General features: G+C 34.7%; 9 protein-coding genes, 1 tRNA gene and 4 pseudogenes. 7 read left to right on the forward strand and 7 right to left on the reverse strand.

Features of this window, described 5'->3' with window-relative positions:
- Positions 1-24: 24 nt before the first annotated feature.
- Positions 25-96, reverse strand: a tRNA-Asn gene (locus tag NL281_RS03755).
- 1,202 nt (positions 97-1,298) lie between these two features.
- Entirely contained in the window at positions 1,299-2,861 is a 1,563-nt protein-coding gene (locus tag NL281_RS03760; RefSeq protein ID WP_253303650.1) for an actin-bundling T4SS effector WalE1 family protein, read from the reverse strand.
- 432 nt (positions 2,862-3,293) lie between these two features.
- Here NL281_RS03760 and hflK point away from each other — a divergent pair, with 432 nt between their 5' ends.
- The 4 genes and pseudogenes from hflK to NL281_RS03780 form a co-directional block, all read left to right on the forward strand.
- Positions 3,294-4,331: an FtsH protease activity modulator HflK gene (hflK, locus tag NL281_RS03765; RefSeq protein WP_253303651.1), complete on the forward strand. Its 1,038-nt coding sequence runs from the start codon at positions 3,294-3,296 to the stop codon at positions 4,329-4,331.
- A gap of 2 nt (positions 4,332-4,333) precedes the next feature.
- Complete coding sequence (gene hflC / locus NL281_RS03770) at positions 4,334-5,206, forward strand: protease modulator HflC (protein WP_253303652.1); 873 nt, start codon at positions 4,334-4,336, stop codon at positions 5,204-5,206.
- Between the two features lie 3 nt (positions 5,207-5,209).
- Positions 5,210-6,694: a DegQ family serine endoprotease gene (locus tag NL281_RS03775; protein WP_253303653.1), complete on the forward strand. Its 1,485-nt coding sequence runs from the start codon at positions 5,210-5,212 to the stop codon at positions 6,692-6,694.
- Positions 6,695-6,924: 230 nt separating this feature from the next.
- Positions 6,925-7,653, forward strand: a pseudogene (locus tag NL281_RS03780) (hypothetical protein); the annotation flags it as partial.
- Positions 7,654-7,713: 60 nt separating this feature from the next.
- On the opposite strand, the gene NL281_RS03785 reads toward NL281_RS03780, so the two are convergent.
- Positions 7,714-8,670 carry an IS5 family transposase gene (locus NL281_RS03785; RefSeq protein WP_253302992.1) on the reverse strand — a complete coding sequence of 319 codons (957 nt, stop codon included), beginning with the start codon at positions 8,668-8,670 and terminating at the stop codon, positions 7,714-7,716.
- A 324-nt stretch (positions 8,671-8,994) separates the two neighbouring features.
- Between NL281_RS03785 and NL281_RS03790 the strand changes: the two genes are divergently transcribed.
- The 3 genes from NL281_RS03790 to NL281_RS03800 are packed head-to-tail and all read left to right on the forward strand — an operon-like array spanning position 8,995 to position 10,758.
- Positions 8,995-9,354, forward strand: a complete 360-nt coding sequence (locus NL281_RS03790; protein WP_253303654.1) for a ferredoxin family 2Fe-2S iron-sulfur cluster binding protein — start codon at positions 8,995-8,997, stop codon at positions 9,352-9,354.
- A gap of 2 nt (positions 9,355-9,356) precedes the next feature.
- Positions 9,357-10,397, forward strand: coding sequence for a hypothetical protein (locus NL281_RS03795; protein ID WP_253303655.1), 1,041 nt, complete (start codon positions 9,357-9,359; stop codon positions 10,395-10,397).
- Complete coding sequence (locus NL281_RS03800) at positions 10,381-10,758, forward strand: cytochrome c-type biogenesis protein (RefSeq protein ID WP_253303656.1); 378 nt, start codon at positions 10,381-10,383, stop codon at positions 10,756-10,758. Before NL281_RS03795 ends, NL281_RS03800 begins: the two co-directional genes overlap by 17 nt.
- A 344-nt stretch (positions 10,759-11,102) precedes the next feature.
- On the opposite strand, the gene NL281_RS08730 is transcribed toward NL281_RS03800, so the two are convergent.
- The 4 genes and pseudogenes from NL281_RS08730 to NL281_RS03810 all read right to left on the reverse strand — a co-directional run.
- Entirely contained in the window at positions 11,103-11,360 is a 258-nt protein-coding gene (locus NL281_RS08730) for a transposase (protein WP_370274036.1), read from the reverse strand.
- A gap of 208 nt (positions 11,361-11,568) precedes the next feature.
- Positions 11,569-11,662: pseudogene (locus NL281_RS09190) on the reverse strand (IS982 family transposase); the annotation flags it as partial.
- Positions 11,663-11,690: 28 nt separating this feature from the next.
- A pseudogene (locus tag NL281_RS03805) lies at positions 11,691-12,543 on the reverse strand (transposase); the annotation flags it as partial.
- 225 nt (positions 12,544-12,768) lie between these two features.
- Positions 12,769-13,141: pseudogene (locus NL281_RS03810) on the reverse strand (transposase); the annotation flags it as partial.
- Positions 13,142-13,238 lie beyond the last annotated feature (97 nt).

The raw sequence follows: 13,238 nt of genomic DNA on the forward strand, positions 1-13,238 counted from the left end.
ACACTAGAATTTCACAGAGAAACGCTCCCCGGGCCGGATTCGAACCAGCGACCAATTGGTTAACAGCCAACTGCTCTACCACTGAGCTACCGAGGAATAAACCGTTTTTAATTTACCATGTTGAACGTTGGTTGTAAACGTTTTTTGTGTAGACTTTAAGTCCAACTGGTCACAGAAACGAAAAAACTTACTTGACAAACTCCGCCAGCCCTCTTATCATGAAACTGAAGCTATTTATTTATCTTCGCAATCTGTGCAGGTTAATGACAAAAAACTTAGGGTATTTGGCGTCTCATGTTTAATTTTTCGCACTACGTGCATCGCATGTCTTTAAAAATTTCTGGGTTTTTACCTATATAAGCCGAAACGCGCTTACAAAGCGTTTAAGACAGCAAAAAACGTCAAATTGACAAGGGAGAATTTGAATGCTAGCTACTACGGGGTTTCTTTGCCTTTTTTCCTGCTTAGTAAATTTCTTAAACACTTGCGGTGTAGGTTAGTTGCAAGTTAAAAGCAGCTAAATCGCTCTTAATCAAGCGTTTTAGAATAAAAAAAACGCCGATATTTTAGTACATAGTAAATAGCCAACCACCACGGGGCTTCTTTTGCCTTTTTTTTATTTGGTAAATTTCTTAATGTTTATGGCTAAAGATTGCACGAATGTTGCAATTACAAAAGCGTTTCTACTAGGAGGGTGTCATCCCAGTGCTTGACACTGGGATCCAGCCTTTCTGCAATCTCATCGGAAACGTTGTAACCACTTTCTATGCTAGTTTGCTTGTGAGCAACCTGGATCCCAGTGGGCTTTGTTGCATCGCTACTTATGAAAGGCTAACTATAATTAGGATTATAAGCAACTTATTGAAAATCTTGTTTTTTTGCAATCAATCTGATCAAATTTAAGAATAGTAATTTGTTATTTATATTAATAAATTTAATTCTATTGAAAATAGCTAAAGCATTGAAATTCTTGAATTTTAGCCGGATTAGTGAGTGGTAGTGAAATTTCTTTTACTCAAATTTAGGTATTCACTGACCGTTCTTGTTATAAATACCAGAATAATAAGCTACTGATATTCTCCACCTTTTTTATCTTTAATCCATCATAGCTAGCGATGCAACAAAGCCATCCCAGTGTCAAGCACTGGGATGACACCTTTCCTAGCAGAGAAATCACAATGTTCATACGGTTGTACGCATACCGCTGGGATCTAGGATTTTTCTATAGTTTAAAAACAAAAAAGGATGTTACTCAATTAGTAACATCCTTTTGGAGAAAGTAAGTAGTTTTGTTTATGCTACTTACTAGCTGTAACTTCAGGCTGCTGTAGACTAATGTGAACCTCAGACTTATACGTACGAGGCTTTTCTAGACTTAAGTCATCTAAAGAAAGACTCAGCTTCTTTGGCGTAGAAGAACCAGAACCCATGCCACTATCAATAGAATTACTGCGAGTTAGAGTTCCTTTATCCGGTAATGTAGTAACAGCATCGTACCAGACCTCATTATCCGCCCTAATAGGATTACTGCCAAACTCTTCACTGAGAGAATTCTGTGAAGATGCATTCAACTCATTCAAGTTAGTCAATGAGGCACTTCTAGTTGGTACTTCTGGAGTTCCTACCCTAGTAAGGTTGCCAGTACTACCACGTCGTGCAACTCCTGGTCTTCCTCCTATTGTTGCAGTTTTATTAGTATTCTCAATTGGAGTAGGAGTATCAACGTAAAAACGACTATTTCCTACTTTTATAGGTGGCTCTGTACTATCAGTCCTTACAGAATCTAGTGAACTGCTTTTTGACAAGCTGTTTTCAATAGATTGCGTTGCACCTTTTCTGATACTATACTTTCCTGCCACTTTATTAAGGTTCTCTATAGAGTTAGAAAGTTTATGCTCTATTTTGCACTCTTTAACAATCCTCTTAATTTCATCGTGATAGTCAGAGAAAATTTCATAAAGATTGTTATTATCTTTAGATAACAAATTTTGCAACTTCTTAGCGTCTAACTTATTGACAAAATCTACTTGCTGTTTCAACCGGTTGATCAACTGGTCCTTTTGGAAACCTGATTGACCATCAACAGAATAAGCTTTCTCTAATATTTTTTCTCCCAGCTTAGAAAATATTTCCTTAGTTAAAGCAGAGCTATTCACGGCTTTGTCTCCAAGAACTTCCTTAATAAGCATCTCCTTTACACTATTGAAATTCCTTGTTTTTTCTTCTGTTTTCAAAACAACAGTTTGACCTTCGTTACCTGTTGAATATGGGATGGCATCTAAACTAGACATACTTTCACTTAAATTACTTAAACTGCGCCCCATTTTTCCTAACGTAGCACCAGTTCCCTCTTTTGCTGCCTTTCCCACAGAACTTATAGCTCCTTTTACTGAATGATAACCTTCTCTTGCTTTTCCTGCAGCGTATGTTGACGCGTCCTTAACTTTCTCGGCAGTATATTTCGCCCCATCAACTGTTTTTTCTGCTGACCATTTGAGCCCTTTATATCCAGATTGAACTGTTTTTACAGCGACTTTTACAGCGAAATATAAAGCAAGACCAACTATAGCACCTGGTATAGCAAGTGTTGCACCAACTGCCAAAAGTGGTAGTACTGCCGTAAATAATCCACTTGCTGCACTTACTACAAGAATCTTATCTCCTTGTTTCATCTTAGAGAATTCTGTATCCCCTTTTAACAGGTCAGTAATTCTTTCTTTTAGCTTCTTGGGATCATTAGCAATATCTGAATTTGGTAGATTTTGCATCGTTTTATTCAAATCAAAACTATCTTCTGGTTGGTTTTGTTGAGTTCCAACAGAATTTGAATTTTTTTCATTATGTGACATTTTAAACCTCACTATTAATTAAATATATTATAATTGTATTCCTTGATTCTTAAGTTAGTGTTAAATTGATTGCCAGTATTTATTTGTCTTCAAATAATTTCGCTTGACGTGTTTTTTGATAGTGTGGAAAATTAGGTCAAGAAGCTGCAGCATTTATGAGGTATAGAAAAAGAACACTCATCTTTTTGGCTGTTATAACTTTAATAATAATGGTTTTATTATTCAGCTATCATTTCCATTTTCACGAAGACGTAGTGCACTTAAAGAGTGACAATAAGGAATTAAAAAAAAACCGGAAAATTCTGTAGAATCGACCATATTACATAGGGAAAAGGAAGTGTATGATCATGTCCTTCGCTCCGATAATTAATTTGTAAATAAAATAGTTTTGCATTTTCTTATAAGATGAGTAATATTAGCGTATTAACTATAGAATCAATCATTATGTTTGATGAGAATAATCCTTGGAATTTGGGAAAGAAACCGGTAGGGAACAAAACTCCTAATAATGAAGATATTTTAAGTAAAGCTGTATCTGATATAAGGTTCTTTCTTAATGGATTAACCAGAAACAGGGGCAAAAAACCTTATTTCATCATTTTCATTATTTTGCTGTTCTATGCTTGCACTGGCTTTTATATTGTCCATCCTAGTGAGGAAAGTATAGAACTTACCTTTGGTAAATATTCTAATACGGAAACACCTGGTTTGCGTTATCACTTCCCCTACCCTATTGGCAAGGTTTTTAAAGTGAACGTTAAGGAGGTAAATCGTGAAGAAATTGGGGTAAGTAGTTCTTATGGGCGAGATACAGATCGCGGTGAAGGTGTTATGCTTACCGGAGATGAAAATATAGTCAACGTTAACTTCGAAATTCAGTGGCGCGTTAGAGATGCTAAGGACTATTTATTCAAAGTGCGGGACCATCAACCTGGTTTAAGCGTTAAAAACGCTGCTGAAAGTGCTATGAGGGAGATAATAGGTAAGAATACGATTTCTTTTGCACTGGAAGGTCAAGGGAGAGCCGAAATTTCCAGAGATACCAGAATTTTATTACAACAAATTCTTGATGGATACCAAATGGGCATAGAAATTTTATCTGTCCAAATGAAAAAAATCGATCCACCAGAAAAAGTAATTAGCTCATTTAGAGATGTGCAAAGTGCTCGTGCAGATAAAGAGCGTACTATAAACGAAGCATATTCTTATAGTAATGATATTGTACCTCGAGCAAAGGGTGAAGCGATAAAGATAAAACTAGATGCAGAGGCATATGAGAATGAAGTAATAAATGAAGCAAAAGGTAATGCAAATCGCTTTTTATCTCTTTATGAGGAATATAGACAGAATCCTTCTCTCGTTAAGAATCGTATTTATCTTGAAACTATGGAAAATATTTTCAGTAAGGTAGACAAAGTTGTTGTAACTGATGATCTGAAAGGTATGTTTTCTTATTTACCTCTTACAAATTTAGGGAAATAACCATGAGTAGTAATATTAAAATTGTTTTTGTTTCTATATTTGTTGTTTTATTGATTGTTTTATCTAATTCAATATTTGTTGTGCAAGAAACAAAGCAAGCAATAGTTATACAACTGGGTAAAGTTGTAAGGGATGTTAGGGAAAGTGGCTTATATTTTAAGTTGCCATTCATAAATAGTGTAGAGTTTCTTGATAAAAGAGTTTTAGATTTAAGTCCTGACAAAACTCCAAGAGAAGTGATAACTGCAGATCAAAAACGTATTATAGTAGATGCGTATGCAAAATATAAAATAACGAATCCTGTTACTTTTTACCAGGCTGTGAGGAATGAATCAGGGCTGGTTAGAAGATTATATCCGATTATAGAAGCACACATAAGAGAAAATATAGGCAGATTTTCGTTGATTAGTTTGTTGAATGAAAAAAGATCAGAGGTTATGCAGTTGATTCAGCGTGGAGTTTATTCTGAAGCTGAAAAATTTGGCATAGAAATAATAGATGTAAGAATTAAGAGAGCAGATTTACCAGAAGAAAATAGTTCTGCAATATTTCGCCGTATGCAAACTGAAAGAGAAAAAGAAGCAAAAGAAATTAGAGCAGAAGGAGAGCAAGCGGGGCAGGAAATTAGATCAAAAGCTGATAAATTAAAGAGGGAAATTATCTCCAGTGCAGTAAAAGAATCGTATGAAATAAGGGGTCGTGGTTATGCTGAAGCAACTAGGATTTATAATGAGGCATTTAAAGTTGATGAAGAGTTCTTTAACTTTTATCGCTCTATGAGTGCTTACAGTAAATCATTTGCCGAAAATAATACTAAATTTGTACTTTCACCAAACAATAACTTTTTAGATATTTTAAATAAAGGATGGAAATAATTTATGAAAAGTAAGGCATTTATTTTATCTATATTTGCATATTTTCTAATTGCGTTTTCTTCGTATGCTAATATGTTTGATTGGAATGCAAAAAAGGTCGTTGATGCTAGCACTACTGCATGCAACTGTAATCAAGGACTTGCCGATTTAGTGGAAGAACTCATTCCTGCGGTTGTAAATATTTCAAGCGAACAAATCATCAAACAAGAAAATAACAGCAGAACTAGAGTTCCATCTATGCCAGGAAATAATTTTTTTGATGATTTTAGAGAGTTTTTTGAGCACTTTGATCAGTTTTTTATGGATAGGGGCCCTAGTGTTAACAGAGAGGTGGTGTTGCTTGGTTCTGGGTTTATTATAGATAAAGGTGGAACTATAGTAACCAATTATCACGTTATTAAAAACGCCAAAGATATCACAGTTACTATGAACGATAATACTTATTTCAAAGCAGAAGTTTTAGGCTATGACGCAAGAACTGATCTTGCTGTGCTTAAGATTAATTCCGACAAAGATCTTTCTTCTGTTGCATTTGGTGATTCTGATAAAGCAAGGGTTGGTGATACGGTTATGGCAATAGGTAACCCATTTGGTTTGGGTGGCTCTGTAAGCACAGGAATTATATCTGCAAGGTCCAGGGACATTAGTATTGGCACTATGAATGAATTTATTCAAACTGATGCTGCAATTAATAGGGGTAACTCTGGAGGACCGTTATTTGATTTAAATGGAAAAGTTATAGGTATTAATACTGCTATCTATTCTCCATCTGAGTCTGGCGGCAACGTGGGTATAGGTTTTGCCATACCATCTAATTTAGCTATGTCAATTATTGACACATTAAAAAGTGGCAAAAAAATAAAACATGGTTGGCTTGGTGTGCAAGTTCAGCCTATAACGAAAGAATTTGCTGAGTCTTTGGGTTTAAAAGATATAAAAGGCGCATTGGTTGCAAGTATAGTAAAGGATAGTCCTGCAGAAAAAGGTGGGATTAAAGTAGGTGATATATTATTAGAATTTGACGGTAAAAAAATCGATAGAATGACACAATTACCTCAAATGGTTTCAAGAGCTGGACCTGAGAAAAAAGTGCAAGTTAAGTTACTTAGAAAGAGCAAAGAGGTTAATATTAAAGTTGTGATCGGAGAATCTACAAATGATGGCCAAGATAACAATCAAGAAGAAAATAAATCAACATCTGATTATATAACCGGTTTAACTGTTTCAAATCTGCCAAAAGAATCAAAAGAAAGTAATCCTACAAAAGGTGTGATAGTTACTAATGTAGATAGTAACAGTAATGCCACGCTGCGTGGTATTAAAAAAGGAGACATTATTATCCAATTAGATGGAACCGATATAGAAAATACTAACGATTTTCAAAAACAAGTTGATTTAGCAGTAAAGAAAAACGGTAAAGATTCAATAATGTTGCTCATTTACCGCAATGGAAATCAATTTTTCGCTTCAATAAAGTTAAAGAAGTAATTTTATTCACTAAATTTACAAAACAGTAGTGTTGTAAGCTCGCTACTGTAACACTTCAATCTTATAAAATAAATAAAAATCTACACTAGATTTCTTGCATAACCATATAAAAAATCAAAGGATGTCATTCCAGTGTCAGCTACTTGCATGACGCCGTCATAAAGGAACCAGTGTCGGCCACTTGGATAACACCATAGGGGTTACTTGGGTGATACTATAGGAGGTCTAACATGAACTTTCTAAAATTCATTGAACTGTGCTTTCAAACAGTAGTGCCGGGATGTGAGTATAATGATTATCAGTACATAAAAGTCATAGCAGACAGGCTGGAAGCAGCGAATGCTGGCGAAGTAAGGCGCATAATATTCAATATGCCTCCGCGTTCAATGAAGTCCATATGTATGAGTGTTGCGTGGCCCGCATGGATACTGGGAAATCAGCCAACTGCAAGAATAATAGTTGCAAGTTATTCTAAGTTGCTTAGTGAAAAACATTCGCTTGATACGAGGTGCATAATGCAATCTGATTGGTATAAAAAGCTATTTCCAGAGGTAGAACTATCCAAAAACCAGAACACTAAATATAAATTCCAAACAGTGCAGAGAGGATACAGAATCGCAACATCAGTTGGAGGAACATTAACCGGTGAAGGTGGTGACTCTATTATTGTGGATGATCCGCTTAACCCTGCTCAAGCTTTGAGTGAAACATTTAGAAAACGTGCCACAAACTGGTTCGATCAGACTTTAGTAACGAGACTCAACGATAGAAAAAAAGGAGTAATTGTGCTTGTGATGCATAGGCTCCACCTGGAAGACTTAACTGGGCACCTCTTATCCAAGCCAAAAAACATATGGCATCACATTTGTTTGCCAATGATTTCTGAAAATAAGGAGGTTATTTATTCAATTAATAACCATACTGGTGTCATTCCAACCCCCCCTCCTGTCATCCCAGTGCCCAGACACTGGGATGGCTTTGTTGCATCACACTTTATGAGATGGTGATTTATGGTAAATTCATGTAACTATCTCAAATTTAGCCATACCAATATCAGTGAATTTATTAAGCAAATAGCATTTGATTAGCAGTTCTTTTTCTCGATTTATCTCAGATTTATTCCTAAAACTAAATCCGAATATTTGCTTTAATCTTGAGAAAAACCCTTCAATATAAGATCTTTTCCCATAATTTACTTCTTTTTTCCATTCTTTCATGCCATCTTCACCGTATAATTTTATTAACCTAATAGCAGCATTCCTGTCAGACATATAATCTATTTCTGGATGTTCTGCCGCATTGTTTATTGGTGGAATTTTTGTCTTTATACCGTATTTGTTACACAACTTATAAAACTTGTGCCTATCACATGCTCTATCTGCATATAGTGCTTTTATGGCATGCTGAAAATCAACTTCTTTTAGCAAATCACAAGCTCCATAGTGATCAGAGTAGACACCGTTACTGTATTTTACAGCTATGGCTTTTTTGTTGTTTATATTCAACATTACGTGCAATTTTCTCGTTTGCTCATAGCCACGATATTTTCTGTCAGTGCTATTTTCCTTGCTGTGACCAGGAGTGTTGTTGTATATACTAATTCCTGTACTGTCTATAGCAATTTCGATATCTTCCATATTATTTTTATCAATTCTGCAATCATTTATCTTAATATTAAGTTTCTTAAACCTTCTTGATGCTTGTGAATAGCTGATAACTGCCAAATCTCTTCCTATTTGTTGCAAATACCCTTTTATAAACCCGACTGTTTGTCTTAAACCAATTCTAAAGAAACTGACGATTATATGCACCAAAATCACAACTTTATCACTATAAATATAGTTGCCGCCCTGCATTTTTGGACAATTCTCGTACCAATTTTCTATGGCGTCATTGATATAACAAAAAATGCTTCCTCTTTCTTGGAGAAATTTGTTATATTCATGGCAGTTACTGACTCTCATTTTTTGTGGCATATTTTTTCTTTCAAGGTTAAATGGCTATTTTATAATGAATTTTGTCAGTAGCCACCAGATTTTTTCAGTTGCTATGCAACAAAGCCATCCCAGTGTCTGGGCACTGGGATGACAAGAAGAAGGCACTAGGATGACAAGAAGAGGGCACTGCCGTCTTGGATGGAAACCAGTGTCAGCTACTTGCATAACACCCTTTTTTCTGGAAACCAGTGTCGGCTACTTGGATAACAAAAAATAGGCACTGGAATTGCAAAGAGTTTGCAAATGTTAATCGTTACCTGTAGAATACAGAGAAATTAGTAAGAATTTTAATAGGGAAATAATATGCCATCTGTTACTTTTGTTTTACCTGATGGGAGTAAGAAAAGCTATGAAGCTGCAGAGGGAGAAACTCTGCTTAATTTAGCCCACAGAAGTGATCCAGATCTGCTTGAAGGTGTATGTGAAGGCTCTCTTGCTTGTTCTACATGCCACGTGATTGTTGATCCAAAATCTTATGATGCTGTAGAAACGCATAATCCCATATCTGATGAGGAAAATGATATGTTAGACCTAGCTTTCGGCTTAACAGAGACATCAAGACTTGGGTGCCAAATAAAAATCACAAAAGATATCGACGGCTTGTGTGTAACCATACCAAGGGGTACAAGAAATATATCATTGGATAAACAGGGGAGTGATTAGCTATGCGTAAGATTTTTATCTATATTATCATCTCTTTACTTTTGTTTATTCCTGTAGCGTATAGTGGTTTTTGGTATTTTTCTGCATGTAAGGTAAAAAATCTTTTAGCTGAAACAATACTATACATTAACGACGAAAAATTTGATATTTCACATGATTTTAGTGGATTTCCTTCTAACCTAATTTTTCGTGTGACAAACCTAAAATTTTCCAATGAGCAATTAACCATCTCATCTGATGCTTTATTGATAAAAAACAGATTGTTTGATAAATCAGTATATATCTACATACCAAGCAATGAAGTCAATATTGCTGTTCATGGTGATGAGAAAAAGAATATAAAATGCCACACAAACGATAGCAGCCACTTTGTTGTTAGACTAAACGATTTACCATCTTCATTGCGATTCAACAAAAATAGTACCGTGATAGACTATATAGATACACTTCGTTACGAAGATTATGGATTAAAATGTGATGTTTTAGAAAATCAGCAAAGTGTTATAACTGAAGTGAATGATAAAAGCAATTACATTCAATTTCACCTCGATAAAGAACCAAGTGGAAATACTAAACTAGGATTTGATTTTTATACTTATCGGTATAAAAATACTGCAAGTCCTGAAAGTTACCTTAGTATCGACACTAAATTTGATTACGAATTTGTAAACCACATCTCAGCTTCCAGAATTAATTTCAACATAGAGAAATTTTTAATTCAAAGTAATAATTTTTCTCTTGCTGCAGATGGTGGAGTGCGAAATTATAATTTGGTTACGTCTTCATTTAAAGACAAAATCAACGTGGCTATATCAAATTATAAAGAATTAATCTCGTTTATGATTGGTGACTCAAAAACTTCAGATGCGTTTGAAAAATTAATGTCTTCCTTATCAGAAAAAACAACTGATGATGGCATTCAATTTTCAATAAAGTACGATGATGATGTAGGGTCAAGCTTTATTGGAAAGTTATCCACCACTGATTTTATGAACCAGCTCAGTAAAATAACCCAATTAACCAAGGATGAGAGCAGTAGTTAGTTTACTTTTCGTATTGATATTCCACTCAGGCGTAAACGCTTTTACTCTGGATAATAAACTCAGAGATAAAAGCATGGAAAAACGAGCAACAAGTTTATTTGAAATAATAAGGTGTCCAATATGTTCTGGCGAATCATTGTCTGAATCTGGATCTCAGATCGCGTATGATATGCGAGAAGCAATTCGTAAAAAAATCAATGATGGATACACTGATGAAGAGATAATCTCAGAGTTAAAAAATTCTTACGGCAATTCAATTATAATCGTACCACCTAGCACTTACATTTTGTGGTTTATTCCACTTACAACTCTGCTTATTGGGTGTTTTTTAATACAAAGATACATCAATACAACCACTTAAACCTTTTATATATAGCTAAAGTGACTTAGGTTCTCTAATTGCACATAAGTCAACAATAATTTTCACACAAATCAAAACAGCATATCTTCTCCATGATCCTTGGTAATTTTACATAAGTTAAAAGTAGCATATGGTTCTCTCCGCGGTCTGAGATGACAATAAATTTGTCAAGCCGCATTATACTTGTTAGGCGGAAGTGGACGGCAACATATTTACCACGAAGTCTAACTAAGTTCTTGCTTGTCCCTTCCATCGGCATTGCTATCTTTATTTTCAATAAAATTATTGTCCTATGCTCTTTTGATGTTTATTGATAATAAAATTCTGTTTTATCAACCAACATCCTATGCATAATTACAGCTAATTTTCTTGCTACTGCTACAATTGCTTTTTTCATTCCTTTTTTCTTCGCAACCCCAGTTTTTTAATTTAAATGTCCTCTTGGTAACTGTAAGCATTGTTTGTGCAGCTTCATATAACATACTTCTACATTCCGCTGGTCCCATCTTTGATATGCTGCCATGCCGATCAACTTTTCCAGAAGAATATTGCCTTGGTGTCAACCCTATATACCCCTTACTATTACCCACAAATAAAAACATAGTATTGTATTTACTCAAATAATTTAATTTTATTAACCTGAAAGCTTATTAGATTAAAATTATTAAACTAAGAGTTATAATTTTAGCAACTAAAAGCTGTAAATTGCACCATATAAACAGTTATTTCAAGCAAAAGTTATGCCATTAAGAGCTATGCAACAAACATTTATATTTGTGGGTAATAGTAAGTATATACCCCAGTTGCGGATTAGCCAACGAAGTAAAGCTTAGAAATGCAGCGGCTGCATGGAATATGAAACAAGCGTAGAAAAAATGTGTACCAAAAAATTTATCGGTGATCTGTCAATGGCGTCAACTTAAGAACTTTCATTAGCAAACTCTCCTAAAGACATGATGGCGTTTGGGCTTATCTACCTTATCGCGGCTATACAATCGTCCCGGTCGGATTTTAACTTTAGCGCGTATACTTGCTCTATCAAAAAGGGCTTGAAAGTTTTTTGGCGCAATAAGTACCTGATAGAGTTTCTGCCTCATTACACCAAATAAAACCGAAAAATTTAAACGATACTCAGCAATTTGATCTGGATTCCAAGGCCCTTGTGCATTACACATATGAAGCGACAATATATTACACATGACTAAGTTTGCCCAAAATTCTTGTAATACAGCCTCTAAATTTACGCCAGAAAAATTCTCTAACTCTGCACCTATTTTGAGTCGTTTATAGCACTCCTCTATATGCCACCTTAATACATAAGCTTTGCTGATATCTTCCAAAGTAAATTTTACTCGGTCAAAAAGTGAAGTAATCAATACCTCTGTTTCTCCGTTGGCTAATGTCAGCACTATTACTCTTACTTTCTGTCCTTTCATTTTATTTTTTAGCTTTTCATTTTCTAATATAAAATCGAAATCTAATTCTCCAGATGCAATTCGTTCCCATAGCTTGCTATAATTTCTTTTTTGCAAGCGAAAAATAAAATCTACTTCCAAATCATAATGCTGCTGAATGAATTTTACTGAAGACGATCATAGATAAATAATAATTTCTTTTGATTTAATGAACGCATTTGAGTGATAACTTCGGGTAATTGCTCTTCCGCCAACGTTTGTTCACCTATATTCCAAGCCGCAAGACGAGCACTACAAATCAGCGAAGTACACAAATCAACAAACAAATTGCCAATGGTGGCATTGTGCCTGTTGTTCCATTTGGTTTAAAGCTTACTATTACCCACAAATAAAAACATAGTATTGTATTTACTCAAATAATTTAATTTTATTAACCTGAAAGCTTATTAGATTAAAATTATTAAACTAAGAGTTATAATTTTAGCAACTAAAAGCTGTAAATTGCACCATATAAACAGTTATTTCAAGCAAAAGTTATGCCATTAAGAGCTATGCAACAAACATTTATATTTGTGGGTAATAGTAAGGGTTTAAAGCGGCCAAACTCGGATACAATTTCCTCAGAGCTGGGTAATCTCATACCAGAACCATCTGCTGCAATAAGCCTATAGCCTCTCCAACTCAGGCTCATCTTGATAGGCTGTTTGGATGCTTAAATTCTTTAAAACCTGTATGACAAATCTTATATCTTGCTTTAGAAAAAGCTTGCTTTGAGGGTACATGTCAATGGCTCCATAAGTTCACATTCTATTCCCAAACTTTTTTTAACTAACTTTAAAATCATAGAAAATACTGCCGAAAAAGGAAGTTTTCTTGTTCGTGTAAAACTCAACACAATGGATTCTCTGAAAAGCTTTCGAGTATATTATATTTTTAATTTGTAGAATAAAATTTTTTCCTTTTTGCATGTTTCACCTAAAAAGGACACATTTTAAACTTCTTTGTTGAAATAAAATAGAAACAAAAGTGCTGTTTCCTGCGGCTTCTGGATAATTTAATGGTAAA

This window comes from Wolbachia endosymbiont of Phyllotreta cruciferae, from assembly GCF_918697765.1.
Taxonomy (GTDB): domain Bacteria; phylum Pseudomonadota; class Alphaproteobacteria; order Rickettsiales; family Anaplasmataceae; genus Wolbachia; species Wolbachia pipientis.

What these genes read in the sequence shown, in the direction of transcription:
- hflK (WP_253303651.1), top strand. Translation starts at nt 3,294, where the DNA reads ATGTTTGATGAGAATAATCCTTGGAATTTGGGAAAGAAACCGGTAGGG.
- hflC (WP_253303652.1), top strand. Translation starts at nt 4,334, where the DNA reads ATGAGTAGTAATATTAAAATTGTTTTTGTTTCTATATTTGTTGTTTTA.
- NL281_RS03775 (WP_253303653.1), top strand. Translation starts at nt 5,210, where the DNA reads ATGAAAAGTAAGGCATTTATTTTATCTATATTTGCATATTTTCTAATT.
- NL281_RS03785 (WP_253302992.1), bottom strand. Translation starts at nt 8,670, where the DNA reads ATGCCACAAAAAATGAGAGTCAGTAACTGCCATGAATATAACAAATTT.
- NL281_RS03790 (WP_253303654.1), top strand. Translation starts at nt 8,995, where the DNA reads ATGCCATCTGTTACTTTTGTTTTACCTGATGGGAGTAAGAAAAGCTAT.
- NL281_RS03795 (WP_253303655.1), top strand. Translation starts at nt 9,357, where the DNA reads ATGCGTAAGATTTTTATCTATATTATCATCTCTTTACTTTTGTTTATT.
- NL281_RS03800 (WP_253303656.1), top strand. Translation starts at nt 10,381, where the DNA reads ATGAGAGCAGTAGTTAGTTTACTTTTCGTATTGATATTCCACTCAGGC.
- NL281_RS08730 (WP_370274036.1), bottom strand. Translation starts at nt 11,360, where the DNA reads ATGTTTTTATTTGTGGGTAATAGTAAGGGGTATATAGGGTTGACACCA.